Source organism: Methylophilus rhizosphaerae (assembly GCF_900100975.1).
GTDB classification, from domain to species: Bacteria; Pseudomonadota; Gammaproteobacteria; order Burkholderiales; family Methylophilaceae; genus Methylophilus; species Methylophilus rhizosphaerae.
This window is the reverse complement of sequence record NZ_FNFX01000005.1, coordinates 1-25,621: the sequence shown is the minus strand read 5'-3', so window position 1 is coordinate 25,621 and position 25,621 is coordinate 1. Positions and strand designations below refer to the sequence as shown.

The 25,621-nt window shown below is 51.2% G+C and carries 34 protein-coding genes; 16 read left to right on the top strand and 18 right to left on the bottom strand.

Annotated elements, in window-relative coordinates; all coding sequences use genetic code 11:
* Positions 1 to 5: 5 nt before the first annotated feature.
* Positions 6 to 422, bottom strand: coding sequence for a hypothetical protein (locus tag BLP53_RS11910; RefSeq protein WP_091472410.1), 417 nt, complete (start codon positions 420 to 422; stop codon positions 6 to 8).
* Between the two features lie 198 nt (positions 423 to 620).
* On the opposite strand from BLP53_RS11910, the gene BLP53_RS11905 reads away from it, so the two are divergent.
* From BLP53_RS11905 to nhaA, 4 genes are all read left to right on the top strand, one after another.
* A complete protein-coding gene (locus tag BLP53_RS11905) occupies positions 621 to 1,178 on the top strand; it encodes a hypothetical protein (protein WP_245652833.1) in 558 nt (185 codons plus the stop codon).
* Complete coding sequence (locus tag BLP53_RS11900; protein ID WP_091472409.1) at positions 1,178 to 2,236, top strand: aldo/keto reductase; 1,059 nt, start codon at positions 1,178 to 1,180, stop codon at positions 2,234 to 2,236. Before BLP53_RS11905 ends, BLP53_RS11900 begins: the two co-directional genes overlap by 1 nt.
* Positions 2,237 to 2,298: 62 nt before the next feature.
* Positions 2,299 to 3,378: a phospholipase A gene (locus tag BLP53_RS11895; protein ID WP_091472408.1), complete on the top strand. Its 1,080-nt coding sequence runs from the start codon at positions 2,299 to 2,301 to the stop codon at positions 3,376 to 3,378.
* Between the two features lie 48 nt (positions 3,379 to 3,426).
* Complete coding sequence (gene nhaA, locus BLP53_RS11890; RefSeq protein WP_091472407.1) at positions 3,427 to 4,590, top strand: Na+/H+ antiporter NhaA; 1,164 nt, start codon at positions 3,427 to 3,429, stop codon at positions 4,588 to 4,590.
* A 178-nt stretch (positions 4,591 to 4,768) separates the two neighbouring features.
* Here the strand turns inward: nhaA and BLP53_RS11885 are convergent, their stop codons facing one another.
* The 5 genes from BLP53_RS11885 to BLP53_RS11865 all read right to left on the bottom strand — a co-directional run bounded on the left by BLP53_RS11885 (position 4,769) and on the right by BLP53_RS11865 (position 7,219).
* Positions 4,769 to 5,443, bottom strand: a complete 675-nt coding sequence (locus BLP53_RS11885; RefSeq protein ID WP_091472406.1) for an RNA polymerase sigma factor — start codon at positions 5,441 to 5,443, stop codon at positions 4,769 to 4,771.
* Positions 5,440 to 5,637: a hypothetical protein gene (locus BLP53_RS11880; RefSeq protein ID WP_091472405.1), complete on the bottom strand. Its 198-nt coding sequence runs from the start codon at positions 5,635 to 5,637 to the stop codon at positions 5,440 to 5,442. The genes BLP53_RS11885 and BLP53_RS11880 overlap by 4 nt, the downstream gene beginning before the upstream one ends.
* A 61-nt stretch (positions 5,638 to 5,698) precedes the next feature.
* On the bottom strand, positions 5,699 to 6,427 hold the full coding sequence (gene folE / locus BLP53_RS11875; RefSeq protein WP_091472404.1) for a GTP cyclohydrolase I: 729 nt from the start codon (positions 6,425 to 6,427) through the stop codon (positions 5,699 to 5,701).
* A gap of 34 nt (positions 6,428 to 6,461) precedes the next feature.
* A complete protein-coding gene (locus tag BLP53_RS11870) occupies positions 6,462 to 6,884 on the bottom strand; it encodes a DUF2231 domain-containing protein (protein ID WP_091472403.1) in 423 nt (140 codons plus the stop codon).
* Entirely contained in the window at positions 6,881 to 7,219 is a 339-nt protein-coding gene (locus BLP53_RS11865) for a hypothetical protein (RefSeq protein ID WP_091472402.1), read from the bottom strand. Before BLP53_RS11865 ends, BLP53_RS11870 begins: the two co-directional genes overlap by 4 nt.
* A gap of 823 nt (positions 7,220 to 8,042) precedes the next feature.
* Between BLP53_RS11865 and pqqA the strand changes: the two genes are divergently transcribed.
* A complete protein-coding gene (pqqA, locus tag BLP53_RS13880) occupies positions 8,043 to 8,114 on the top strand; it encodes a pyrroloquinoline quinone precursor peptide PqqA (protein WP_081624291.1) in 72 nt (23 codons plus the stop codon).
* A 1-nt stretch (position 8,115) separates the two neighbouring features.
* Here the strand turns inward: pqqA and BLP53_RS13700 are convergent, their stop codons facing one another.
* The gene (locus tag BLP53_RS13700; protein WP_176755294.1) at positions 8,116 to 8,259 is read right to left on the bottom strand and encodes a hypothetical protein; all 144 of its coding nucleotides are present in this window, start codon (positions 8,257 to 8,259) and stop codon (positions 8,116 to 8,118) included.
* Between the two features lie 37 nt (positions 8,260 to 8,296).
* The gene (locus BLP53_RS11855; RefSeq protein ID WP_091472401.1) at positions 8,297 to 8,494 is read right to left on the bottom strand and encodes a hypothetical protein; all 198 of its coding nucleotides are present in this window, start codon (positions 8,492 to 8,494) and stop codon (positions 8,297 to 8,299) included.
* 170 nt (positions 8,495 to 8,664) lie between these two features.
* Between BLP53_RS11855 and BLP53_RS11850 the strand changes: the two genes are divergently transcribed.
* Positions 8,665 to 9,024, top strand: a complete 360-nt coding sequence (locus BLP53_RS11850; RefSeq protein ID WP_245652832.1) for a DUF2171 domain-containing protein — start codon at positions 8,665 to 8,667, stop codon at positions 9,022 to 9,024.
* A 51-nt stretch (positions 9,025 to 9,075) separates the two neighbouring features.
* Here the strand turns inward: BLP53_RS11850 and BLP53_RS11845 are convergent, their stop codons facing one another.
* On the bottom strand, positions 9,076 to 9,540 hold the full coding sequence (locus tag BLP53_RS11845) for a PA2169 family four-helix-bundle protein (RefSeq protein ID WP_091472399.1): 465 nt from the start codon (positions 9,538 to 9,540) through the stop codon (positions 9,076 to 9,078).
* 117 nt (positions 9,541 to 9,657) lie between these two features.
* Positions 9,658 to 10,794: a mechanosensitive ion channel family protein gene (locus tag BLP53_RS11840; RefSeq protein ID WP_091472398.1), complete on the bottom strand. Its 1,137-nt coding sequence runs from the start codon at positions 10,792 to 10,794 to the stop codon at positions 9,658 to 9,660.
* Between the two features lie 308 nt (positions 10,795 to 11,102).
* On the opposite strand from BLP53_RS11840, the gene BLP53_RS11835 reads away from it, so the two are divergent.
* Positions 11,103 to 11,711 (top strand): YIP1 family protein, encoded by a 609-nt coding sequence (locus BLP53_RS11835; protein ID WP_091472397.1) that lies wholly within the window; start codon positions 11,103 to 11,105, stop codon positions 11,709 to 11,711.
* Positions 11,712 to 11,758: 47 nt separating this feature from the next.
* Here BLP53_RS11835 and BLP53_RS11830 read toward each other — a convergent pair whose 3' ends face one another.
* From BLP53_RS11830 to BLP53_RS11815, 4 genes are all read right to left on the bottom strand, one after another.
* On the bottom strand, positions 11,759 to 12,379 hold the full coding sequence (locus tag BLP53_RS11830) for a LuxR C-terminal-related transcriptional regulator (RefSeq protein WP_091472396.1): 621 nt from the start codon (positions 12,377 to 12,379) through the stop codon (positions 11,759 to 11,761).
* A gap of 73 nt (positions 12,380 to 12,452) precedes the next feature.
* Positions 12,453 to 13,508 carry a DNA topoisomerase IB gene (locus tag BLP53_RS11825; RefSeq protein ID WP_091472395.1) on the bottom strand — a complete coding sequence of 352 codons (1,056 nt, stop codon included), beginning with the start codon at positions 13,506 to 13,508 and terminating at the stop codon, positions 12,453 to 12,455.
* Between the two features lie 11 nt (positions 13,509 to 13,519).
* Positions 13,520 to 14,860, bottom strand: coding sequence for a PQQ-dependent sugar dehydrogenase (locus BLP53_RS11820; RefSeq protein WP_091472948.1), 1,341 nt, complete (start codon positions 14,858 to 14,860; stop codon positions 13,520 to 13,522).
* A 37-nt stretch (positions 14,861 to 14,897) separates the two neighbouring features.
* Complete coding sequence (locus BLP53_RS11815; RefSeq protein ID WP_091472394.1) at positions 14,898 to 16,178, bottom strand: SAM-dependent methyltransferase; 1,281 nt, start codon at positions 16,176 to 16,178, stop codon at positions 14,898 to 14,900.
* 309 nt (positions 16,179 to 16,487) lie between these two features.
* Between BLP53_RS11815 and BLP53_RS11810 the strand changes: the two genes are divergently transcribed.
* The 5 genes from BLP53_RS11810 (at position 16,488) to BLP53_RS11790 (ending at position 19,330) form a co-directional block, all read left to right on the top strand.
* Entirely contained in the window at positions 16,488 to 16,790 is a 303-nt protein-coding gene (locus tag BLP53_RS11810; protein WP_245652831.1) for a hypothetical protein, read from the top strand.
* Positions 16,791 to 16,883: 93 nt separating this feature from the next.
* Positions 16,884 to 17,747, top strand: coding sequence for an SDR family oxidoreductase (locus BLP53_RS11805; RefSeq protein ID WP_091472393.1), 864 nt, complete (start codon positions 16,884 to 16,886; stop codon positions 17,745 to 17,747).
* Between the two features lie 193 nt (positions 17,748 to 17,940).
* The gene (locus tag BLP53_RS11800; protein WP_091472392.1) at positions 17,941 to 18,483 is read left to right on the top strand and encodes a c-type cytochrome; all 543 of its coding nucleotides are present in this window, start codon (positions 17,941 to 17,943) and stop codon (positions 18,481 to 18,483) included.
* Between the two features lie 123 nt (positions 18,484 to 18,606).
* Positions 18,607 to 18,906 (top strand): hypothetical protein, encoded by a 300-nt coding sequence (locus BLP53_RS11795; RefSeq protein WP_176755293.1) that lies wholly within the window; start codon positions 18,607 to 18,609, stop codon positions 18,904 to 18,906.
* 85 nt (positions 18,907 to 18,991) lie between these two features.
* Entirely contained in the window at positions 18,992 to 19,330 is a 339-nt protein-coding gene (locus BLP53_RS11790) for a four-helix bundle copper-binding protein (RefSeq protein WP_091472391.1), read from the top strand.
* A 392-nt stretch (positions 19,331 to 19,722) separates the two neighbouring features.
* Here the strand turns inward: BLP53_RS11790 and BLP53_RS11785 are convergent, their stop codons facing one another.
* Positions 19,723 to 20,031, bottom strand: coding sequence for a BON domain-containing protein (locus BLP53_RS11785; protein WP_091472390.1), 309 nt, complete (start codon positions 20,029 to 20,031; stop codon positions 19,723 to 19,725).
* Positions 20,032 to 20,156: 125 nt separating this feature from the next.
* On the opposite strand from BLP53_RS11785, the gene BLP53_RS11780 reads away from it, so the two are divergent.
* Entirely contained in the window at positions 20,157 to 20,972 is an 816-nt protein-coding gene (locus BLP53_RS11780; protein WP_245652830.1) for an alpha/beta fold hydrolase, read from the top strand.
* 47 nt (positions 20,973 to 21,019) lie between these two features.
* Here the strand turns inward: BLP53_RS11780 and BLP53_RS11775 are convergent, their stop codons facing one another.
* Positions 21,020 to 21,553 carry a carboxymuconolactone decarboxylase family protein gene (locus BLP53_RS11775; protein WP_091472388.1) on the bottom strand — a complete coding sequence of 178 codons (534 nt, stop codon included), beginning with the start codon at positions 21,551 to 21,553 and terminating at the stop codon, positions 21,020 to 21,022.
* A 103-nt stretch (positions 21,554 to 21,656) separates the two neighbouring features.
* Here BLP53_RS11775 and BLP53_RS11770 point away from each other — a divergent pair, with 103 nt between their 5' ends.
* The 3 genes from BLP53_RS11770 to BLP53_RS11760 all read left to right on the top strand — a co-directional run bounded on the left by BLP53_RS11770 (position 21,657) and on the right by BLP53_RS11760 (position 23,437).
* Positions 21,657 to 22,466, top strand: a complete 810-nt coding sequence (locus tag BLP53_RS11770) for an AraC family transcriptional regulator (protein WP_091472387.1) — start codon at positions 21,657 to 21,659, stop codon at positions 22,464 to 22,466.
* Between the two features lie 105 nt (positions 22,467 to 22,571).
* Positions 22,572 to 23,108: an RNA polymerase sigma factor gene (locus BLP53_RS11765; protein WP_245652828.1), complete on the top strand. Its 537-nt coding sequence runs from the start codon at positions 22,572 to 22,574 to the stop codon at positions 23,106 to 23,108.
* A 23-nt stretch (positions 23,109 to 23,131) separates the two neighbouring features.
* Complete coding sequence (locus BLP53_RS11760; RefSeq protein WP_091472385.1) at positions 23,132 to 23,437, top strand: hypothetical protein; 306 nt, start codon at positions 23,132 to 23,134, stop codon at positions 23,435 to 23,437.
* A gap of 166 nt (positions 23,438 to 23,603) precedes the next feature.
* Here BLP53_RS11760 and BLP53_RS11755 read toward each other — a convergent pair whose 3' ends face one another.
* Together BLP53_RS11755 and BLP53_RS11750 are read right to left on the bottom strand one after the other, a co-directional pair.
* Positions 23,604 to 24,173: a hypothetical protein gene (locus tag BLP53_RS11755; protein WP_091472384.1), complete on the bottom strand. Its 570-nt coding sequence runs from the start codon at positions 24,171 to 24,173 to the stop codon at positions 23,604 to 23,606.
* A 153-nt stretch (positions 24,174 to 24,326) separates the two neighbouring features.
* Positions 24,327 to 25,553, bottom strand: a complete 1,227-nt coding sequence (locus tag BLP53_RS11750; RefSeq protein ID WP_091470242.1) for an IS256 family transposase — start codon at positions 25,551 to 25,553, stop codon at positions 24,327 to 24,329.
* Between the last annotated feature and the right edge of the window lie 68 nt (positions 25,554 to 25,621).

Here is a 25,621-nt window from a genome sequence, read left to right as displayed (position 1 = left end):
GTCGCTTATTTGGCTGAACTGGCTGGTGGTGACGGTGTCACTTGTTTCCATCCGGCCGGACATTCCTTGACGTAAGGATAGTAGCCATCCGCTTGCTCGCAGTAGTACCAGTAGCCTTGTGCGTTGTTGTTGCCTGCACTGGCTGCAGGTGGAGCGACCTGGGCAGGCGCGGTGGCGCCACTGCCCTGTTCGATGTATACCTGCGGTTGTGGTGGCTGGGCAATGATCACGGGTGGCGGACCATAGGCATACGGGTAGCCATAGGGATACCCGTACGGGTAAGCGTGGAATGGATAAGGCGAACCGAAATACACGCCGACACCCCCGTGCCAGCGCGGCCCTGGCGGGTGTGCCTGGGCCAACTGGCTAGCCAGGCACAGGCCGGCCAGCAGGCTGGTGAGTAACAGGTGTTTTATTTTCATTGTGATATCTCCAACAATTACGAATATGCTTAACCACTAAGACACAAGCATAATCAAGATTATCCGTTCGACACAGTCCTTTTTGTATCGGAATGTATCGGGTGGCCGCTGCACCGTGCGCGGCGCCAAGCCATTTTTTTGTAGGCGGAGGACCGGTGACAGGGTATGCTATTAATGAACTCTACAGAAGGTGTTTGAATGATGGCACAGCAATCCGTCCAGCAGATTAACTTGTCCTATGACCGTCACCAGGACCGGTTGCTGCTGAAAACGGCCATTAACCAGGACCAGGAAGTCCGCGTCTGGCTGACGTATCGCCTGGTGCGGCAGATGTTCTCCGTGTTAAACCAGGAGGCGCATTTACCGGTAGCCCCCGCGCAGGCGAGACTGGCAGACATGCCTTCCCCGGCAGAAGCGACGCGTCAGTTTGCGCAGGAGGCGGAAGCGGTGCATGGACTGGATACACTGGATTTTGATACCGCTTACCAGCAACGTGCTTCGTCGATCGGGCCGGCATTATTAGCCATTGAGGTCAGGTTTGTCTCGATTAACGATCAGCTGCATCATATGCAGCTGGTGTGTGAGGGGGGCGCAAACGTGAATATGGGGTTAAATAAAGAGGTGGTGCTGGCGATCAGCCGCATGTTGCAAATAGCAAGCAAAGATGCCGGCTGGCTTTTGAGCGCGCAAAAGGAACCCGGGGCTGTTTCCAGCATCGTAATGCAAGAACCCACAGAAAAACAGGTGTTACATTGATGGATAAGACCTATCTCGGAGACAGTGGTCTCTGTGTCTCTAGAATAACCTTGGGAACCATGACCTTTGGTGACCAGAATACCCAGGAAGAGGCTGAAAACCAACTGGATTTTGCACTGGCGCAAGGGATCAATTTCATTGATACCGCAGAAATGTACCCGGTGCCGCCACGGGCGGAAACGGCGACACGTACTGAAACCATACTGGGCCACTGGATTAAAAAACAATCGCGTGACCGCTTCGTGCTGGCTAGCAAGGTGGCCGGGCCCCGCCGGGGCATGGACTGGATCCGCGGCGGCCCCAGTGGCATGGACAGGGCCAATATCCGCCAGGCCGTGCATGACAGCCTCAAACGCTTGCAGACAGATTACCTGGATGTGCTTTACCTGCACTGGCCGGAGCGTAATGTGCCGATGTTCGGCCAGTACCAGTTTGATCCGGCAGCAGAGCTGGATGGGAGCGGCCAGCCTATTGCTTGGGTACCTGTCCAGACCCAGCTGGAAGTGATGGCTGAACTGATCCGGGAGGGGAAAATTCGTGCCATCGGCCTCAGCAATGAACAGCCGTGGGGAGTGATGGAGTTCCTGCGCGTGGCGCGTGAACAAGGCCTGCCACGTATCGCCGTATTACAGAACTGCTATAACCTCATGAACCGTGGCCTGGAGTTCGGCATGGCAGAAGTCCTGTATCGCGAGCGTATCAGCCTGGCTGCCTACTCGCCGCTGGCATTCGGCCACCTGAGCGGAAAATATGTTGAAAAAACCAATGCGCAGGGCCGGGTCACCTTGTACCTGGGCTATGCCCAACGCTACAAGAAACCGGGTGTGCCCGCGGCTTCTGCGGCCTACGCCAAACTGGCGCGTGCACATGGCCTCACGCCTGCCCAGATGGCACTGAGTTTCGTCTATCACCGCTGGTTTATGGGGACTACCATTATCGGTGCGACCAATATGACCCAATTGCAGGAAAATATTGCCGCGTATACCGTGCACCTGAGTGAAGAGGTATTGCGCGAAATTGAACACCTGCATTTGACCATGATGAATCCTGCCCCTTAATCCCCGTGTGTGACCCGCGCCGTGATTGACGTGCGGCAGTGAGCGAGCAATAAGGAAATCGTATGCTAAGAATATCATTGCGCAGTGCCATCCTTCTTTTTATGCTGATTGGTGTGGCACATGCAGCAACCACCAGCGATATGCAAACTGCACTGCACACCTGCCAGACGGAGTTTGCCGACGATGCCAGTCGTCGTCTGGTGTGTTTCGACCAGGTGGCCGAACATTATGCCCCCGCCGAGGTAGCTGCGCCGATGCTTTCTGCCGGGCAGGAGAAGCTGGTGCAGGCGGTGGGCGCCAGGACCGCTTACCTGGCACGCAAATGGCATTTGAATGCGGACGATGAATTGCACTTCACCGACCTGGAAACGCATCAGCTCAATTATCTCGTCGCAAGTTACTCCAGTAACCCCAATGAGGTGCCGACATCGCCCTCCCGGCCCAATACGCAGGACAGGGACTTAAGCCATAACGACCTGCATTTCCAAATCAGCCTGAAAACCCAGCTGCTGAATTTATCTGACTGGTTGCCGGAAAACCGGTGGGTACACAGTGCACGCCTGTGGGGGGCTTATACCCAGCAGTCTTTCTGGCAGGTCTATAACCAGGGCGAGTCCCGGCCCATGCGCGACCACAATTATTCACCCGAGCTTATTTTGTCGCTTGGCTTGAACAAGCCTGGTGAACCCAAGCAATGGGCGGCACTGCCGGATATGCTCAATCTGGGGATGGTGCATGAATCCAATGGCCGCTCCGAGCCGCTCTCGCGTAGCTGGAACCGGATTTACCTGCAAGGCGGCTGGCAACTGAATGACCGTTACAGCCTGTTATTCCGGCCATGGTGGCGGGTGCCGGAAAGCAAGTCGGACGATGACAATCCGGATATCAGTAAATACATGGGTTATGGCGACATGACCTTGCGCTGGGAAAATGAAGCCAATAACACGGCAGCCAGTGTGACTTTACGTAACAACTTGCGCAGCGATAACAAAGGTTATGTAAAATTCGATGTGCAGTACAAGCCGTTAAAAAGTGAGAGTGTCAAGTTCTATGCCATGCTGGCCAGTGGTTACGGCGTATCATTGCTGGATTACAATCAGGCACAAACCATGTTCGGCATCGGCTTTGCCATTGGCGAGTAGCCCTGTGCATGCCAGCCAATATTGGCGCTATTGGAAATTTCATTATCCATGTGTTCATTTCGTCAGATAGTACAACGCTTCTTTGCTTCTTCGCAGGCCAGTAGTTTCCTTCTTTTGCTGGCCACCTTACTGGCCCTGTTGATAGCGAATAGTGCGTTTGCGCCACACTATCATTTGTTTTGGCATCGCCACTGGTTGCACTTGAGCCTGGAAGCGTGGGTCAACGATGGTCTGATGGCGGTTTTTTTCCTGCTGATCGGCCTTGAGCTCAAGCGTGAGCTGATGGTGGGTGAACTGTCCAGCCTTAACCATGCTTTATTGCCAGCGATTGCAGCCATCGGCGGCATGCTGGTGCCAGCCTGGATGTTCTGGCAATTCAACCAGGGGTCGCCATACCAGGCTGGCATAGGTATCCCGATGGCAACGGACATTGCCTTCGCCCTGGGCGTGTTATCGGTGCTGGGCGCGCGGGTGCCTGCCTCGCTCAAAGTATTCCTGGTGACCCTGGCGGTGATAGATGACCTGGGGGCTGCCATCATGATTGCGGTATTTTATGCAGCCTCGCTGTCGCTTCACTACCTCGCGGCGGCATTGGTGGTGCTGGCGGCACTATACCTGTTCAATCGACTGCGAGTGTGGTCGCTGACCCCCTATCTGCTGGGTGGGGCAGTCATGTGGTGGCTGACCCTGCAGTCCGGCGTGCATCCTACGCTGGCCGGGGTGGCGCTGGCATTTGTGATTCCCTTCAGCCACACGCACGGCTCACTTTCGCATATGGTGGAAAAAGCGCTGCAATGGCCGGTCGCTTTCCTGATCCTGCCGGTGTTCGCTTTTGCCAACACCGGCTTGCAGATCACTCCGCAAAGCTTGCCAGCGCTATTTTCCCATTCCTACAGCTTCGGCATCATCATCAGCCTGCTGCTGGGCAAGCCGATCGGGATCACGCTGGCCGCCTGGCTGGCTGTATTGACCCGGATATGTGCCTTGCCATCCCAATTGCGCTGGGGCCATATTGTCGGTGTCGGCATGCTGGGCGGTATCGGCTTTACCATGTCCATTTTTATCACCAACCTGGCGTTTGATGGCCAGGATGCAGTGATTCAGCTTGCCAAGATGGCTATCCTGACCGGTTCATTGTTTTCGGCCATGGCTGGCTGGTTGTGGTTAAAAGCAGTTTTGCCATCAAGTAGAGATGACATTACGAATCTGTAGCCGAATCCCAGCGATTGGTTAAAGTTTCTGCTGCTTTGCCAGGAAAAAATAGTACGCCAAACATTCCCGCAACTTCCAGAAATCAAATGCTGACTGGTTGATTCACGCTGAGCTTGGTGTGCGCCAGCGCTAGCGGAAATACAGTTTTCATACTGATTGGTAGGAATTTGCACCGTCATTAAATAAAATTTAGTTTGCTGGCACGCGCCAACACTGCTGAAACAATTCTATCGCAGCGCACACCATCGAAGGAAAACGCATCAAGCAGGGCCGTGTCGACAGCGCCGGCTAGACCTTCTCTCAGTAGGCTGCGCGCGCGGAAAAAGCGCGTACGCACGGTTGCTTCAGGAATTCCGAGCGCTTGTGCTACTTCGGGCACTTCCATCTCTTCCACAGCACGAAGTATGAATACGGTACGGAATGCATCGGGTAACATATCAATCCGCGACTCCAGGATTCCGCGCAATTGGACACGTTGAGTTTGATGCTCCGGTGTTTCATGAGAACTGGCCGTCAAAGCAGCTTGAATTTCAGGATCAGGCATAGTCATAGCCACCTCCAGGGGAATAATCTCGGCTCTCTTGCGTCGCAAGCGACCTAAGGCTTCGTTGACGACGATGCGTACAAGCCAGGTTGAAAGTTTGGCATCGGCACGAAACTCCCTCAGGGCTTGCCAAGCTCGCAGATAGGCATCTTGTAACGTTTCCTCGGCTATTTCATTGCTTTTCAGGATGCCTCTTGCCGTACGAAACAATAATTGATTATGACGACGCATGATCGTTTCAAAAGCCTGCGCATCACCAGTTGCTGCCCGGGCAACGAGCTCGGCTTCTGGCGTGGTAGATATTCTCATGAAAATACACCACTATCCTCATGCACCTGAAGCATATCAATGAGAACGGTGTCTTCGAGGCGGCGACCGGCGCGCAGTAACGCTAAGGACTGTGATGAATGGACGTGTGCCGCGTGGCGGAGCATGTTCATAAAAGGCTTAGTTTCTTGCGCCAGCTGATGACGCTGGTTAAGCATACTTTTTTCTGTACGCATCACTCACTCCTGTTCGTTAGCAAATATCATGTCTTTTGGTAAGCGTTTGATTATCTGCCCTTCAACATGATGGGCTTTTATTGCCGATCAGGCTCAAGAACTCACTTCGTAAAGCCGGATCCTTTAAAAAAGCGCCTCGCATCACTGAATTGCGCATCAAAATATCATTGTCTTTAACCCCACGCCAATGCATGCAGAAGTGATTGGCCTCCATCACAATGGCTAATCCGTTCGGGTAGATTTTTTGCTCTAGTTCATTGGCCAGCATCACTATCGCCTCCTCTTGAATCTGCGGTCTGGTCATTACCCATTCAGTCAGTCGTGAAAATTTGGAAAGGCCAATCAAATTAGACAAAGCATTGGGAAGAACGCCGATCCACACTTTGCCCATCATCGGGCATAAATGGTGTGAGCATGCACTACGTACGGCAATGGGGCCAATCACCATTAACTCATTGAGCCCAGATACGTTAGGGAATGTCGTAACCACCGGAGGCGCTTCATAACGCCCGCGAAACACCTCTTGCACAAACATCTTGGCAACACGCTTTGCGGTATCGATGGTGTTGTGGTCATTTTGCGTATCAATCACCAGTGCGCGCAAAACACCTTGCAGTTGATGCTCGACTTCAAGGCGCATCTCATCCAATTCACCCTCTTGAATGAACGCCGAGATATTGTCATTGGAATTAAAGCGCTCTCCCGCATTAATAATTCTCTGGCGAATCCGCTCAGAAACGACCGGGCCTGGCATTTCTTGATCGGTTTTTGATTTTAATTGCATTAACATAACACTTTCTCTTGTTCGTAAAGTTGGCGACTATTTATTTGGTGAGTCGCCTTACATTGTGGTGATAAACCAATTTACCTCCCAACCACCCTCCGAATAGCAATGCACTCAAACCGAAACTATCCAGTATCAATGAAACTGCATTCGGTTGCATGGATTGAAAGTTTTCCAATCTCAATAACAATCGTGCACTAAACAAGGCGCAGGCTGCCAGCATCAATCCCATATGCCAGTATGTGGTGTGCATCGCAGGGCCTTCAGGAACATAAGATAGCTCCAGGAGGCCCGCAAGCATGGCTATAACAGCCATGCCACAACCGATTGCCAGCAGGCCCGCAGACCAATGCCATGTATTATCGCCTGGCCATAAACTGGCAAAATCAGCCACTGCGGCCAGCGACCAGCACGTAATGGGAAAGTGCACTAGCGCAGGATGCAATGGGTGATTTTGTTTCATAACAGAATACTTGCCAGGGTGAGAAAGCCTGCAACCGCAACGCCTGCATGAATAATAACCACTGCTTTCGGAGGTAATTTTTTACGCAAATGAAACGAAGCCAGGAAAAAACCACCCAAGGCCGCAATGAGTAGTAAAACAAAACCAATGATCACTTTTTGCGAGGCGTTACCCTGAAGCAGCAAGATGATTAACAGAATCAAACCTGTTGCGCCAAACAGGGCATGAATGAGCGATAGAGGCCAAGGGGCAAGTTGACCACGCAAAACATGAGCGGCAAGCACTAATCCACCAACCGCTGCGATGACAAGTACGATGAGGGTATAACTAAACATAATTTTTCTCCTGGAAAGTGATGGTTGTGTTAAACAAGCTATCTGAAGAACTCCTCTTAGCTGCTTTTGTTATTGTTCGAATTTGTCTGGGAAAGTCGCAATGGGCACCACGCTTAGAGCCGGAGCAGAGCCCAACGGCAATCACCGGCATGGTGAAACGGCGCACACTGGTTGACGAGTATTTGACATAGAGCATCTTCAGAAAACTGTTTACGATATAGGCGCAGATCTCGTGCGCTTGCCCATTAGATGGAGACAGTTTTCGCCGCGTTCCCAGGCCTAAGAGAGCTCGCTCACTGTTTGCCTTGTCAAGTCTGCACAGTCTCCGGTTTGCGTTGCATCCTCTCGTGGCAGGACAGACACACTCCTTCGTGCTGCGATCGTTCGAACACTCAGCCCCGGTTCTTGTATGTAGCTTCGGCGGGTCTTCCCGCGCTCGCTATGACCGTTCCACCTTGGGTTAACGCGGATCAACACAAAACAGGCAGTACCCAAAGGAAACTAATAAAAATTAAGATGAAATAATCAAACCTGAAATATGATTATTGAAGAATGGAAGAGGATGCAGGTGAAAATAATGTAGCGCTTAACTAGTGTCACTATTGCAGATGCAATTCAAGATGGTTTTAAAATAAAACAATATTAATCAATAAGTTAAATGTGTTTTTTGACGGATTTTACCTTTGCCATGAAATACTGGTTACGTAAAATCATGAGTGTTTTTTACGGGTGCTACGCAAGCTTTTTGCCTTGGGGGTGCGTATTATCAATCCTAACGAGATGCATCAAGTGATGCGCTCCTCACCCAATCAAGGAGAATATTATGTGGACTAAACCAGCTGCGACTGAAATGCGTTTCGGTTTTGAAGTAACCATGTACGTGATGAATAAATAATTCACGCTTCACTTGTATTATCTTCATTTGCATCAAGATAAACCCGGCCACGTGCCGGGTTTGTTGTTTCTAACGCCTGCTTGAAGCGGTTAAAAGCAGCGCTTTTTTTCCATCCCTGTATGTGGCGCGGATGGGTTTCTCTCATGTTTTCCCTGGTGCCGTTTGCAAGGTGAGTCTGCCATTCAGGGCGCAAGGGATTGCTCTATCGGGTCACCAGTGGCCACAATGGTGTAATCCGCACTATCCAGATCCGGATTCTCCGCTTCGAAACGTGCTTTGCCAATCCGGTAGCCTTCTTCCATATCTTGCGCGATGACGCTGGAAGTCCAGAACGGCAGGTCTGCTTTTGGTTTGCTGGCACTGACATAAAATAGGGCCATTACATCTCCTCCTCACGTCCGAATAAATCATTGGGCAACGGCCAATGGCTGCTGCCAGCCTATGGGCTTATCTGTATGAGTCTATCTTAGGCCAATCCTGCTAGCCAATACCGTAGGATATTTAACGATTTTTCTGTCAGTCAATCTTGTTGGCAAGTCCGGGCACGGTTATGGATTCCTACACCGGATTCAGCCAGCACTGCCTAGTGTGGAACCTGGCGAGCTTGCACAATGACACTACTTCTAACTATTTTCATGGAGAGCACGCAATGATTGATGCCAAGGAAATTAAAAATGATATGCCAGTGATTACCACCGGGGCAGAACAGTTTGCCGAAGTTGACCATCTGGTCGGCCCGGATGTGATCAAGCTGAAAAAAGATGCTTCCGGCACGCATCACTATATTCCGCTAAGTTGGGTGATCTCTACCGAAGGCGGCCGTGTAAAGGTTAACCGTACGTTATCGCAAGTGAAAGAGGACTGGGGAGCCGATGAGGCGGCTTGCCAGGTCACGGCAGCCAGGCATTAACCAGGCATAAAAAAGCCCCTCAGGCTGAGGGGCTTTTTTTGTGCGTATGATTTAATGTATGGCTGCCTCGGCGCGAAAAGCGTTACGTAATTGTTTTACCTGGTCATGATTGCGTTTGGCACCTTCCAGCTGGCGTACCACCACAAACCTGACATGGGTAGGCAAGTCCTGCTCTGCCGCTTTACGATAGGCGTTCAACGCGACATCCTCACCGCGTTCCGTCTCGTTCAATACCGCCACTGTATCGTTCCTGGTAAAGGCGGTTTTGATATCAATCCAGCGCCTGTGCAGGGCGCCACCAATCGAGCTGGAAGCTGCCGGTTCACCCCCCAGGGAACGTACCAGGTCTTGTAGCTCGCGTACGCTGGCGCCCACTTCCTGCGAGCGGCGCAGGAAAAATTCTTTCAGGCGGGGATCGTCTACATTTTCCGCTGAACTGCGGAAACCTTCCTCCCCGTCTTTTGAGACTTCAATCAAGTCATTTAAGGTGGAAATGATATCGTCATTGTCTGCCATGTCGTTCTCCTGAAAGTTGATGATTAAATCGCAGTTCCAGTATAGTGCGTGGCGGAAAAGCGTGGCATCGGACAGGTCGTAAAACCTTGTCAGAATTACTTTATCTGCGTGTGAGGGTTAATGCTTGGCTTGCTGTCGTTTGCCTGTCGTCGACTCGCCAGAACTACCGTTAAGCCCGGTATGGCTATTGTCAGGTTGTAGATCAGGGACATTCAGTGTCATGGTATTAAAGGCAAACAAGACCTTATGTGCATGGAATTCTTTCATGAGGTAAAGGTTGACTGCCTGCTGGATATCCATAAACAGGTTGAAGTCCGTCGTGGTAATGAAATAAACGGTTTCGAACACCAGTGCGCTGGCACCAAATTCCTTGAAATGAGAACGGTCAAACCGCGTGTTGTCGAAGGATTCAATCGCTTGACGCACAATGCCCGGAATCTGCGCAATCATGTCGGGCGGCGTGGCGTAATTGACATTGAAGTTAAACACCACGCGGCGCTCCTCCATACGCTTGTAGTTGTGTATGGTATTTTTTAGCAACTCGGTATTGCTGCAGATAATCTGTTCACCACTGATACTGCGGATACGCGTCGTTTTCAGGCCCACGCGTTCAATCGCACCGGCGACCTCGCCAAATACAATAAAATCGCCCACTTCGAACGGCTTGTCCAGGCCAATGGCCAGCGAGGCAAACAGGTCGCCGAGAATATTCTGTACAGCCAGCGCCACCGCGACACCGCCTACTCCCAGGCTGGCGACGAAGGCCGTGATATTGATGCCCACATTGGCCAGGATGGTTAACAGCAGGACAGACCAGATCGCGATACGGAAAATCCAGGACAGTACCGAGGTAATGACAGGATTGACCGCGGGCGTCGGGCCATTGATGGCGGCGATATGGTCACGGGCCCAGATACCCACGCCCCTGTTCAGCCACACTGCCACCTGAATGCCGATCACAATAAACGAGACATGATCCAAACGGGTTTCCCATTTAAGGGGAAGTTCCAGCACATGCAGGCCGAACAGGAGGGAAAGCAGCAGAATGGTCAGTTGGTGCGTGCCTTGCAGCACCTCCAGCACGACATCATCCAGCCGGGTGGCGGTGCGTTGTGCAATGCCGGATAGTTTTTTGATGCTGATCTGCCAGAGATTGTACAGCACCAGGTAAATGACCGCAGAAATGAGGGCGGCATACAACCATTCATATAGCGGGATTCCAAGCAATGTCTGCGCAGCCAGCCAGTCCGGCATCTGACTCTCCTTTATATTGATAGGCGTTATTGAGCCATTGATTTTAAGCAGGGCAGTATGATGAGGCTGTAGGAATCCACTGATTTCCCTGTCAGTGACCGCGCAAATTCTGGGGAGAGGGGCGTTTGTGGGAATCTGCGGCGGGTAAAAGGTGATTCTTCCTACACGTGAATCAGATACCGCCGAATGATGGGCCGCAGGGGAGACCGCATAATGGCGACTGGGCAGATTCCCATAGTGAGGCCTGCCGGAAACATGGGTTGCAACAATGAGTTGCAACATTAGTTGCACCGCACCAGGAGGTCATCATGAATCCCATTCGATTGTTTTATTACGTCACACCCAGAAGCACAGAAGCCAAATTACTCACGGCAGAAAAACCCAGCGCCCTGCGGTTGCTGCTGTTTTATGTCTTGCCACTGTCACTTATTCCTTGCCTCATGATGTATTTCAGGCTTTATCACAACTATCCGAAATTATTCATGGATAACCTGCCCGGCAACCGTTTGCTGATCATTAGCGCCGAGTTGCTGTTCCTGCAAGTCGGGGTGATCCTGATTATGGCCTGGATTACACAAAACCTGGCCGAAATGGTCAATGTCAAACCGGGATTCCGTGACTCGCTGCTGATGATGTCTATTGCCACGACACCGTTATGGTTGACCTCGTTTTTTTACCTGGTGCCCAGCCTGAGCTTTAATGTGGTGATTCATGGTGTGGCCGTACTGATTTCTATTGCGCTGGTGTATCGCGGCGTGAAATATATTTTCGGTATCCGTGAACGCGGGGCGGTGGGGTCGCTGACGCTGGCAATTGTCTGTACCGCTGGCCTGGGATTTGCCGTGATTCTCATCGGTTCACTGATTTCATGGGAAGCGATTGAGCAATTGCAATTTACCGTGAAGAAAACCTTTTAATAGGCCATCACGAGGGGACTGGCCAAGCCAGTCTTTGCCGGTAATGCTTACTGGATAAGGTGATGTGTCAGTGCATAATGAATCAGTGCGGCATTGTTATGCACATTCATTTTCTTGAGGATTTTTGAGCGGAATACGCTGACCGAACCAGGGGCAATCGACAGTTCTTCGGCCACCGAATTCACGGTTTGTCCTTTGACCAGTTTGAAAAATACCTGTAGCTCACGCAGGGACAAACGGTCATGTGGCAGGGGCGTGGGCCACGGGGCGGCTGGTGCAGCAGGTTGCGGCCTCACATAAGGCTCGCCGCGCGCAATGGATTTAATTGCAGGAATGACTTGCTCACTGCTGGTGGTGTAAGACAAATAGCCCTGGCAGCCCAGGCGGGTAAAGTTGGCCATGCGGCCTGCGTGCTCACTGCCATTAATAATCAGGATAGGAAGGTGCGGGATGGCCTGTTTCAGGTCGCAGAACGTTTCCAGGCCATTTTTTTCGGGTGCCGAAATATCCAGTATGACCACGTCGAATACCTGCTCGCGTAGCGTGGGGATGGCCACACTAATATCTGCCGCCTCCTTTGCCAGGTGCAGCGTGCTATCGGCCTGCATCAGGTCGCGCAAGGCGCAATGGCTTAATTCATGGCCATAGATTAATAAGGTATTGATCATTTCTTGTCCGTCTCCAGTTGAGTTCAGGAGGGCCGGTAACACTTCTGGTATTACCGGCTTCATCTGAAGTATGTCATGCCTCACGCTCAGGTTGCCTGTGCTTATTGCTGCGCTGCAACAGGTTCAACATATATTGTTCCGCCGTGCTGAGTCCGGCGCTCTTCTGGTCCTCTGTATGTGTCAAGGGTACGAAACAGCTTCCTGACAAATAATGGTCAAGAATCAGGGGATGTACATAGCTATTACGGCAGATCGCCGGGGTGTTGCCCAGCCTGGTTGCCGCGATACGCACCGCTGCCACAATATTCTTTTTGGCTTCGGCTGTGTTACCACATGGTGGGCACTCACTCAATGCCAGCAGGGTGTGCAGGCTACCGAACCAGGTACGGAAATCTTTTGCCGTGTAATTGCCTTGCGTGATTTGCTGCAAATAGTCATTCACATCCGCGGAACCGATGGCGTGGCGCTGGCCTTGCTCATCCACGTACTGGAAAAGCGCCTGGCCTGGCAACTCCTGCAGGTGGCGGATCAGGCGGGCCATCCGGCGATCACGTAACGTCAGTGCATGTTCTACCCCGCTTTTGCCGCGGAAATGAAATATCACGGTGCTGCCTTGAATATCGACATGGCGATGACGCAAAGTCGTCAGCCCAAACGACTGGTTGGTTTTTGTATATTCATCATTACCAATCCGGATCAGGGTGTTTTCCAGTAAATCAATCAGCATGGCCAATACTTTTTGCCTGCTTAACCCCGGGCTGGACAGGTCGCTTTCTACCTGTTGACGGATGCGCGGTAATTGCAGGCCAAATGCGATCATATGTGCGTATTTCTTTGCTTCACGCAATTTCCGCCATGCCGGGTGATAGAGGTACTGTTTGCGGCCTTTGCTGTCCCGGCCAGTTGCCTGCAAGTGACCTTGGGCGCTGGTGCATATCCATACCGATTGCCAGGCGGGCGGTATGGATAATGCTTCAATACGCTTCAGTTGCTGCCTTTCTTTCACTGGCTGGCCCTGGGCATCCAGGTAGCGGAATTTTCCGCGATGCCACTGTCGGCTGAAACCGGGCGTCGCATCCTGGATATAGTGCAGTTTTCCTCGTGTGGCATGGTTATCTGCGGCAGGCATTCAACACACCATTAATTGCTGGCAGTCTTATCGCCTCCCTTGACGTTCCAGATGACGTTGCCAACATCATCTGCGACCAGTAAATGTCCCCGCTTGTCCACCAGCACGCCGACCGGGCGGCCTTGCGCTTCGCCGTTGACATTGAGGAATTCGGTCAGCACATCAATCGGTTTGCCGGTGGGTTTGCCACTTTCAAACGGCACAAAAATGACCTTGTAACCACTATAGGGAATACGGTTCCATGAGCCGTGCTGGCCGACAAACATGCCATTCTTGAATTGTGCCGGCAGGTTGTTGCCCCTGGCCGCCGCCAGGCCCAGGGAAGCGGTATGCGACCCCAGCGCATAATCCGGCGGGATGGCTTTGGCCACCAGGTCGGGCCGCTGTGGCTGGATGCGATTATCCACGTGCTGTCCGTAATAGCTGTAAGGCCAGCCATAAAATGCACCTTCTGATACCGAGGTCATATAGTCCGGCACCAGATCGCTGCCGAGCTCATCACGTTCATTCACCACCACCCACAAATCACCGCTATCAGGCTCCCATGCCATGCCGTTGGGATTGCGCAGGCCGGAAGCATAGATGCTATGTTTGCCGGAAGCCGGCTCCACCTCCCAGATAGCTGCACGTTCTTTTTCAGTTTCCATGCCATTTTCACCGACATTGCTGTTGGAGCCGACCGTGACATAAATTTTGCTGCCATCTTTATTGGGCAGGATATTTTTGGTCCAGTGATGATTGCGCTCTGCCGGCAGGTCAGTCACTTTGGTGCCTTCGGCGGTGATTTCGGTCTGCCCCTGCTGGTAAGGGAATTTCAGCAGGGCATCCGCGTTGGCGACATAAAACGTATCGCCGACCAGTGCCATGCCAAAGGGCGAGTGGAGATTGCTGAGAAACAGATGCCGTTCGTCGGCGACGCCGTCACCATCCGTATCACGCAACAAGGTGATCTGGTTCATGCTTTCTGCGCTGGCGCCGCCGTCTTTCATGAATTTGCTGGCAATCCAGCCTTTGAGGCTAAACCCTTCCTGTTTCTCATGGTGGTTGGTTTCTGCCACCAGGATATCGCCGTTGGGTAATTCATACAGCCAGCGCGGATGATGCAGGTCTTCGGCAAACGCGACTACATTGGTGCCGGGGGCTGATAGCGGTTTTTTGCCTTCCGGCCATCCCACGGCTTTTGCCACTTTCACCGTCGGTATCCAGCCCGGATTATAGGAGGATAAATCCGGGTCAGGGCCTATGCCGGCGGCTTCCGGCAGTTTTGCTGGCTGCGAACAGCTACTGAGGGCAAGCAATGCCGTGGCGAGAATGAGCGGGAAGTGGATGTTCGGACGTGGCTTTATTGACATCACGCGTGACTCCTTTGCAGCAATAAAAGTGACCATGTTAGTGACGCGCGACAAGCATTTGATGGATGCCGGTCACCCCTTGCTCGAATTGTATCGCGCAAGCGGCCATACACAAGCGCCAGAGGCGGTAGGTGCGCTCACCTGCCAGCGCAGTCACTTGTGAATGATGTTGTTCCAGGTTCTCTAGCCAGCGGTGCAAGGTCAGCGCCTGGTGACGACGCAAACCTTCAACACTCAGTATCTCGAATTTTGCAGTCTGCATGGCTTGCTGCAGCTGGGGTAATGTCGCTAACTCGCCATCGGGAAATACCTGCTGATTAATGAGCGCGGTAGAGATTTCGTGTTGCCAACCCGGGCTTTCGCTGGTGACGCCGTGATGCAGCAGCAGGCCGCCGGGCTTGAGTACGTTGTACATTTTTGCAAGATAGGCAGGCAGGTGTTGCCGACCCACATGGCTAGGGATGGCGGTATTGGCCACTTTGTCGTAACAGGGAATGTCCTGCAATTCGCGATAGTCTCCCAGCGTGATGCGGACCTGTTTTTCCAGCCGCTGCCGTTTGACTTCTGCCACGGCGTCAGCATATTGTGCCGGGCTTGATGTGAGGCTATGCACCAACGCGCCGTAATGCCGGGCGGCCCAGCAGGCGAACTCTCCCCAGCCCCCTATATCCAGCAGATGGTCCCCGTGCTGCAGGTGCAGCTTGAGGCATACCAGGTCCAACTGGTTGTGTTGCGCTTGCGCCAGATCCTGCCGGGCATCGCCAAAATAAGCACAGGCATGCAACATGTGCTTGCCCAGCCACAGACGGTAGAAACCGGCAGGCGCTTCATAGTTGAGTGTCGTGGCGGGGTAGGTGGATTGGGGCGGCGTAGCGTTTTCCGGGTAGGCCGGCAGGTCATCATCCTGTTCCGCCAGCATGAGGGCACGGAATACCATGCCCAGCTTTTCGTGCAGGGAGAGCGCTAATGACTCAAAGTGATAAAGCAGGCGCATGGCGGCATTGAAATCCCCCAGGATCTGCACCTCTCCGCCAATATAGGCTTCTACCAGGCGCATGGGGTCGATGAACAAGCCCATGTCACGCAATAGCGGTGCCTGTTCCAGGCAGAAGGTAAACGCAGGCGCGCCTTCACCTACAGACAGTATGCCGCCATTCCACAGCCGAATGGCAAATGCATCCGGAAACCCCTGAAACAAGCGGTTCAGGATGGCGTGTGCTCTTAGGGTGCTGCTTCGCTCCTCCACCGCTCCCAGCGGCCATGCATACTCAGCTGGCATACTGCCAGGCTGCATATTGTCAGTTGAGTAATACTCCATGGAAATCTCCTGCCGGTGCTTCAGTGGTCAGAGCGCGCAAGCTCAAAAAGGCCAGTGTAAAAATGATGCATTGTTTCCGGCATAGGTCAGGCACTGATTGTCTTGTCAGACCTCTCTGACAAAGCAAGCGCTGGCTGGCCGCGCGATGGAATGTTCCGGCAACCATGCCTGTTCCACCCGAGGTTGCGCTTGCAATCGCGCATTCCTACATGCAAATCAGTGGCGGGCCGATGCTGGGTGCCTGCCCGGCACCCTAGAATTCAAAGGGTAGCCAACGATATCTATGTACTTTTTTCAAGGAGTAGACAGATGAGAATACTGATTTTCCTGCTGTTGGTCATGCTGGGGAGTAGCACGGCAACTGCCTGGGCAGCGCCCCCGGCGAAAAAACCGCCGGTCAATAATGCAGTTCCCCCCTGCGATGATTCTGTAGCGTCGCAAAAGCCCTCTTGCCATATCGATTCCGATAGTGTGAATGTCCCGCCGCGAACGCCGGATGAGCGCGGCGTGGTTATCCCGCCCGAAGTGCCGGCAGAAGGCTTGCCCAACCGTGAGAAAACACCCGGAAATCCGGTGAACGGTGACACGCATGACGGCCACCTGAAAAAGTAGCAGGCCAGCCCCGGCGATGACGCAACCGTGAAATACCTGGCTGGCCTGCTGGCCTTTGTCTGGTATCCACCCTTTATTTTCTGGAGAATATCTATGGAAACCGTTGAAGAAAAAATCAATCCGCCCCAGCACCAATTGGTTCAACCGGGGTTGGAAGAAGAGATGATTCCCACGCCTTGTTATATTGATGCGGACTATAGTGGCAGCGAGAAGCTGAAAGATAAGGTGGCCATTATCACCGGTGGCGACAGTGGTATTGGCCGTGCCGTCGCCGTGCATTTTGCCGTGGAAGCCGCGGATGTCGCTGTTGTGTACCTGGACGAACACGAAGATGCGCAGAAAACCCGGCAGTTGGTCGAGTCTTATGGGCGGCACTGCCTGCTGATTCCGGGCGATGTTTCCGATGAGCGCTTCTGCCAGCAGGCGGTGCGGGAGACCCTGCAGCAATTCGGCAAGCTGGATATCGTGGTCAACAATGCAGCCCAGCAATATCCGCAAACCAGTATTATGGAAATCAGCCAGCGCCAGCTGGAGCATACCTTCAGGATCAATATTTTCTCCATGTTTTACCTGGTGAAAGCGGCTTTGCCGCACTTGCCGAAAAAGAGCCACATCATTAATACCGCCTCTGTCACGGCCTATCGTGGCAGCCCGGAGTTGCTCGATTACTCGGCCACCAAGGGCGCGGTGGTCTCTTTCACACGCTCGTTGTCCAAGCAGCTGGTGCACAAGGATATTTACGTGAATGCAGTCGCACCCGGGCCGGTATGGACCCCGCTGATTCCCGCCAGTTTTGATGAACAGAAAGTCAGCGAGTTTGGCCTGCAGGTGCCGTTGAAGCGCCCGGCCCAGCCGAGTGAAATTGCGCCGGCTTATGTCTTCCTGGCCGGGCAGTCCTCCTCTTATATGACCGGGCAGGTCATACACCCGAATGGCGGGGAAATTATCAATGGCTAGGCCGGGGGGAGATCCCGGCAACAAATACAGCCAAGCTTTAATGTCTGGGTAGGCACTGGCCAGGGCTCAGGATTACTGTCCGAATAATCCTACAGAAATTTCCGTCATTGTTACATGGGCGATGTTTTGGGGTTTATTCATAATCATTCCGGCATTCATTAATTTTAAAGAGAACATTTCAAGGAGAATGATTATGAACCGTAAACTTGCCCTTGCCACCATATTGACGCTTGTCAGCCTGACAGCGTGCCATAAAAGCGACTCTGGGTCGGGGAGTAGTGCCTCAGCCGGGGATACTGCCAGCAGTGGGGAAGCGATCAAATTTGTAAAAACCCAGGATGGTTCACCCTTGGAAATCAAGCCGGAATTGTTTGATACCCCGGCAGCCAAGGAATTTCTGGCGAGTGGTAAAAATCCTTATGTCGGGAAAGAGGATGCCATTAAAGAAGGTAAAAAAATCTTCCAGCTGTATTCCTGTACTCAATGCCACGGCCCTGATGCGGGTGGTCAGGTCGGCCCCGCGCTGACCGGTCCTAATTATCATTACGCCAAAGATGCGACCAACAAAGGCATGTTTGAAACCGTCTGGAACGGCACCAATGGCGGCATGGGTGCCAAGGGCAAAGGCTTGATGGATCCTACTGATCCCAATAATGGCATCACACCTGATGAGTTGCTGAAAGTCATTGCCTGGGTGCGCAGCCATGGTCAGGCAACCGGTAACGAAGACAGTTAATGTGGCCATATCTTCCTACATGACATTCGTAGGCGTGCTTACATACAGCCCATAGTGAGGTGGGTAGGATGAACACATGCCTGCGAGTAGCAGGCCATTCTCCAACCTGATAAGGAGTATACGATGAATAAATTATTATCCACGATGTTAGCCTGTGTATTTGCATGCGTTTCCATTTTTGCGGTGGCGGCACCAGAGGTGCCACCCCCACCCGCGCATCAGCAGAAAAACCAGGTGCCGGATTCCACCGGTAACGGTAACTACCTGGAATCCCAGCCAGACAATAATGGCGCAACTGACACTACCACTGGCCGCCAGCCTTCTGACCAGAAACGCTCCAAAGCCAGCAATATAGAAAAAAGCAAAAAGGTGAAAGAGAAGCCTGCTGACGGCGGCGTCAATGTCAACCAGAGCCAGCCATAGCGGTTTGAACGCCTGCCTGTGCGTGATGACGTGATACAGCAAAGGCAGGCGTGTTTGTCAGATTGAATAATTCCCGGAGAGAACCATGACCAAGCAAAACCTGAAACACTGTATGGAGTTGTGCAAGAAGTGCGCCGAAGCGTGTGAAAACTGTGCGATTGCCTGCGAGAGCGAGGCCAGGCCCATGATGCGTAGCTGTATTGAGCTGGATATGGATTGCGCGGATTTTTGCCGACTGACCGCTTCTTTTATTGCCCGTGGCAGTGACTTTATTGAACTGGTCTGCCAGGATTGTGCAGAAATCTGTACTGCCTGCGCCGAAGAATGCGGCCAGCATGCGACGGCGCATTGCCGCCAATGCGCGGAAGCCTGCCGGGCGTGCGCGGAAGAGTGCCTGAAAGTCGGCGCAGCGGCATTTGCTTAATAGTTGGAACAATGATGCTGGATAGACTGGCGTTACAGTCTATCCAGAGGTTGCAGTAAACGTAAGCCCCCGCATTGCGGGGGCTTTTCATTTTCATAATCCCAGTCTGCCGGATGATCATCTATCCGATTTAACGAGTAGGCGATTCTCGGTGATTTTTAGTGCGGGCATGATTTTATTCAGCCTCACTTCATATTATCCGGCAGTTATCTCTTGCGGCGGAATCTCTTGTAACGTGGTGGATGTCACGCAGGGATATGGCGTTTGTGGCGACGAGGATGTGGGTGGGGCGTTGGGAAGCCATGCGTTAAATGACAGGCATGGCAAAAAATTGAAAGCAACTACCCATAGGAATCATGGGATTCCTATGGGCAAGATCATGGGTGGTGTGCTTATTGGGCGACCACAATTTCGTCTTTCACGGCAGTCACGCCTTTGACGCTTTTGGCAATAGTCACCGCTTTATCAGCTTCGGCTTTTGATTTGGCGTGACCGGACAATTGCACCAGGCCATTGCTATCAGTTTCAACGCTGATGTCAGTAGCGCTGACCACCTTATCTTTTGCAAATGCGGCTTTGACTTTGGTGGTGATGACCGCATCATCGACTTTCGTCCCCACGGAATCACCATCTGCGGCGAAACCAGCCATAGGCAAAGCTAACGCGCTGATCAGTAAAAGAGACTTGAATACATTTTTCATGATCTTTCCTTATTTATGTGTATGGAGCCCTCATTATTCAAAAATCATCCGGCAGAAGGTAGACCAGCTATTCTGATACTCGCGTAAGACTTGGCTGACGCGGATTTTCCTACGTGAAGCGCTAAATGCCAGACTGGAACACGCCCGCGTTGGTATACCATAGCGCTAATTCATCCATTCTCAATCACGCCATGCAATTACATTACCAAATCCTGGGCCAGGGTCAGCCGCTGGTCTTCCTGCACGGATTATTCGGTTCGGGCGATAACTGGGGCGCTATCGCCAGGTATTTTTCGCAGCACTACCAGGTGAACAGCGTCGATCTGCGCAATCATGGCTGCTCGCCGCATAGTGATACGCAAACTTATCCTGAAATGGCAGGCGATTTACTAGACACCCTCAACGCACTGGGCGCAGATCAAATTCATCTGCTCGGCCACTCCTTCGGTGGCAAAGTCGCCATGCAGTTTGCCACGCAATACCCGCAACGCGTGAACAAGCTCATTGTGGTGGATATGGGCATACGTGCCTATGCAGATGCACATACGCAATTGATCGCTGCGATGCAGGCCGTAGACTTAAGTCAGGCGCAATCGCGTGGTGAGGTCGATAAAGCTTTGGCAGCAGCTATTCCCAATCTTGCCGTACGCCAGTTTTTGCTTACCAACCTGGTGAAAACAGAAGGGCAATTGCATTGGCGAATCAATTTGCCAGCGCTTCGGGCGAACTACGCTCATTTCCAGGCGGCCCTGCCAGCACATTATGAAAAACCGTGCCTGTTTATTCGCGGTGAACGCAGTGATTATGTGCGGCAGAAAGATATAGTCGAGATTCAGCAGCAGTTTCCCCGAGCAGAGTTTGTCAGTCTGCCCACAGACCATTGGGTGCATGCGGAACAACCGCAACTGTTTATCCAGGCAGTAGAGGACTTTCTTTCTTAACGCTATACAAATAATCAGGCCACACACTGGTGGCCTGATCTCATGCATTAAACCGCGACGACTGGAAAATCAATTTCCGTTTGTGCAATGTGGTTGGTGTAGTTGGTCAATGTGTTTAACGCCACATGGGCAATCACTTCCAGAATCAGGCCATCATCCACACCTGCTGCGTGTGCTTCTTCGATATCTGCATCGGCAAGAATACCGCGCTGCTGCACAATTTTAACTGCCAGTTTCAACAAGCTTTCTGTCACCGTATCTGTTGCTTCAGCTTTGCGTGCGGATTGAATCGCTTCAGTATTCAGGCCTGTGCCTCTGGCAATCAGGCTATGCGCAGACAAGCAATACTGGCAACTATTAGCCTGACCAATCGCCAACGCCAGTGACTCTCTTTGTTTTGCGGTTAAGCGGCCTTTGGTTACACCTTCGCTTAATCCCAGGTAAGCGTTTAAGGCAACAGGTGCCTGCGCCAAAGTGGCAATCAAGTTAGGCACTTTGCCCAGTTTGGCTTTCACTGCATCCAGTGTTGCATTGACTTCTGCGCTAGCAGTTTCACGGTTAATGGTTTGAATACGTGCCATGATGAATCTCCTTGTTTGGTTAATTAAGACGCTTTGTGCGTTGGAGATATCATGCAATACTCATGATTATCAAAGGTCTCGTTATGTTGATTAGGAGTATCGTTTGGATCCGTTATTGCCCTTGTTGAATCAAATTTCGCTTTCAGCCCAGGTATTTTTTACCGGCGATCTTTGCCAGGTAGTGAATTTTGATGGGGCGGGGCAGTTGGGCCATATTCATTTGTTACGCTCTGGCCAGCTCGACCTGATGTTCAGGGGCAAGCCGCTCGCCCGCATAGATCAGTCCAGTGTAGTGTTCTTCCCCAAACCGACCATTCATGTGCTCACACCTGTGGCGGGTGAGCCATGTGAACTGGTATGCGCCATGATTGATCTTGGTGCCAAAGTGCGCAGCCCGCTGGCGACAGCATTACCCGAATTTGTGATTGTGCCCTTGAGTAATATGCAGCAGATTGCACCCACCTTGCAGTTATTGTTTCATGAAGCGTTTGCGCAAGACTTGGGACGGCAGCCCGCGCTGGATAGGCTGGCAGAATATTTCCTGATCCAGATTTTGCGACATGTGATTCAGAACGGCCAGTTGCAGCAAAGCATTTTCGCCGCATTGGCAGAGCCGCGTTTGGCGTTGGCAGTCAAAGCGATGCACGAGAATCCATCCCATCCGTGGACACTGGAAACCCTGGCAGATGTCTCCGGCATGTCACGCGCCAGGTTTGCCGCCAACTTTAAAACTACGGTAGGCACCACACCGCTGGATTACCTCACTGACTGGCGGCTCTCGATTGCACAAAACTTGATCAGGCAAGGCAAGCCACTCAAAAGCATCGCCACACAAGTTGGTTACCAAAGCTCAGCCGCATTCAGCCGCGTATTTGCAAAACGGCTAGGCACCACGCCAACGGAGTGGCAATAAGCATGCTGCTCAAACTTTATTTAAAAATATTTCAGGGTTCATACAATATTTCCAGTTGTGAAACGTCTTCACAGCATGGATATACATTTAGAAAATAATCTAAGAATGGCACAGCAAGATTCTGTCATCACAGAAACCTTCAATAAAGAAAAAGCCAGGCTACGGAATTTCATCCGCAAAAGCGTCCCCAATGCCGGTGACGCAGATGATATTTTGCAGGACGTGTTCTATGAGTTTGTTTCAGCTTACCGTCTACCAGAGCCGCTCGAACAAGTCGGCGCGTGGTTATACCGTGTCGCAAGAAACCGCATTATTGATCGCTTTAGAAAGCAAAAGCAGGAAGTCATACTAGAACAGAGTGAAGGCGACGATGCACTATGGCTGGAAGCTATACTTTCAATCGAACCTGAAACACCTGTAACACTTTATGAAAAAAAGCAGTTAGTTGAGCAGGTCGTAGTAGCGCTTAATCAATTACCGATTGAGCAGCGGCAAGTATTTGTCGCACATGAGTTAGATGGCAAAAGCTTCAAACAAATTGCCGCAGAAACCGGTGTTGCTATCAACACCTTATTAGCAAGAAAAAGGTATGCAGTCACTTTCTTACGGGAAGCGCTGCAAACCAGTTACCAATCATATTAATGACTAAATTATTGGAGAGATGAATGAAAAATTGTAAAAGTAAATGTGCCGCATTCGCAGCGTTAGCCGTAGTCTGCATCGCGGCGTTATCGTATGTGGTCATGCTGTTGTGGAACCACGTAGTCGTGTCATTAGCCGATGGCATTCATGCGATTGATTACTGCCACGCAGTTGGGCTGTTGATTCTAAGCAGAATTCTTTTTGGCGGATTCAGAGGGCGTCATGGGCATCATAGACATTGCGGTAGTGAAGCAATGACAGCTGATGAACAAGAGAAAGTGCGTTGTGGGTTGTTCAATCGTTTTAAATCTAAAAAGGATGCGGAATAATTGCATTTGAGATTTTTAAATTCTAGGTAAGTTCTAAATGAAAACGGCTTCGAACAATAGAAGCCGTTTTGTCATCGTTGGAGCTAATATTTAGTTCTGAATTTCTTAGGTAATTGCTGATCTCCATCGGTTTGCTTTTGATATCACCTTGGCGCTGTCCATCAGCTTAAAAAACTTTGCTTAGAGTGCGATTTGTTAAATCAATCCCAGACGAATATTCTATGTTGTAGTCATTTGCAGCAATATACACAAGGCCAATTTCTGGTATGAGTTCTGTCAATTTAAATAAAATTAATGCACTAGGCTTAGGGCCCAAAGATGCAGCAAGTACATTATGAGATTTAGTAATAGGCTCAATTTTTTCCCGTAAGAGTTGTACGGATTGGTCAGAAGGATCAAAACAGTTAAAGTCGAAAAACATGTCAGCCTCTGTAGGCTCTTCAACTCCAAATACGTTTCTTACTTTATTTTCTAACTGATCTCCAATTTGATGCCCAATTAACATCAGCTTTGGCTCGTATCTTTGCTTAAGCTGAGATAGCCTTTCTTCGTCATAGCCAGATAGGACTAGAATACATGTCGGGAGATCAGGATATGCAATGCCTGATCGCTTTAGAACAAGGTTGGGAGATTTGGCATCTCGACTTAAATAACTACCGTAAGTTAGTGGCCTAAAATAACTAAACTCGGTTGAAATCTTCGCTTCTGAAAGAAAGTGAAGTAAATACCAAATCATATCTCTAGGGGTCGTGGTTGCATGAAGTCTCACTGTTGACTCTGTAGTGAGTTGGTTTTTAAATTCTGCGAGTAGAGACTTATATAGTGAAATGGAGTCGTGGTAGTCGTGAGCCGACGAGGGTGTCCTGAATTTTGTGTAAACGGCGGTTGATTACTGCCGAGGCATTCTGTCCTCGAACTGTATGGTAAACCTGTTTAGCGCAGGTTTCCAATCTCGCAGTGGCATAGACCACTTTTCACTGATGTTCTGTAAGGCAAGATAGAACAATTTAATCAGTGATTCATCATTCGGAAATGAGCCGCGATTTTTGGTGATCTTACGCAGACTCATGTTCACTGATTCAATCGCATTCGTGGTGTAAATCACTCGCCTGATTTCCGGTGGATAGTCAAAGAATGGAATAATGCGCTGCCAGTTGCTGCGCCAGGATTTTGCGATTAAGGGATAAGCCTCACCCCATTGATGTTCAAAGTCCATGAGCGCCATTTCAGCTTCAGCCAGTGTGGCAGAGCTGTAAATCAGCTTGAGGTCAGCCGCCACCTCTTTACGCTTGTTCCAGCCCACATAATTCAGGCTATTGCGCACCATGTGGACGATACAAAGCTGGACAGTAGCTTGTGGGTAGACAGTTTCAATCGCTTCCGGGAAACCCTTTAATCCATCCACGCAGGCAATGAAGATGTCTTGTACGCCACGGTTCTTGAGTTCGGTGACGACGGCCAGCCAGAACTTGGCCCCTTCAGTCTGGGCGATCCATAAGCCCATGACTTCCTTGTGACCGTCCATGTTAACGCCGATGGCAAGGTACACCGCTTTGGCACGTACACTGCCTGCATCTCTGACTTTGACATGGATGCAATCCAGATAGACGATGGGGTAGATACTGTCGAGTGGGCGAGACTGCCACAGCTTGACCTCATCAATCACCGCATCAGTGACATTGGAGATTAACGTCGGTGAAATCTCTGTGCCGTACATTTCGGACAAGTGCTGTTGAATCTCACGTACTGTCATACCTCTGGCATACAGGGAGATGATTTTGTCATCAAAGCCCGTCCAGCGGGTTTGATGTTTGGGAATCAGTTGTGGCTCGAAGCTACCTGCGCGGTCTCGGGGAATTTCAATCGGTAGTTCGCCAAAGTCCCCTTTGAGCGTCTTGCGACTTTTACCGTTGCGGGTGTTGCCTGAGGCATTCTTCACAGGCTCATTTTTATCGTGGCCTAGGTGATCTGCCATCTCTGCTTCAAGAGCACGTTCAACCAGCGCTTTGGTTAGCTGCTTGAGCAGTCCATTCTCGCCAATTAAATCTTCAGGCTTTTTATAGTTGCCCAACAATCCATCAATCAGATCGTTGGGCAGGGATTTTGATACGGTCATTTCTACTCCAAAAGTACGTGCGCAGTTTCCTGCAAAATGACCGTTTACACAAAATTATTTATACCCTC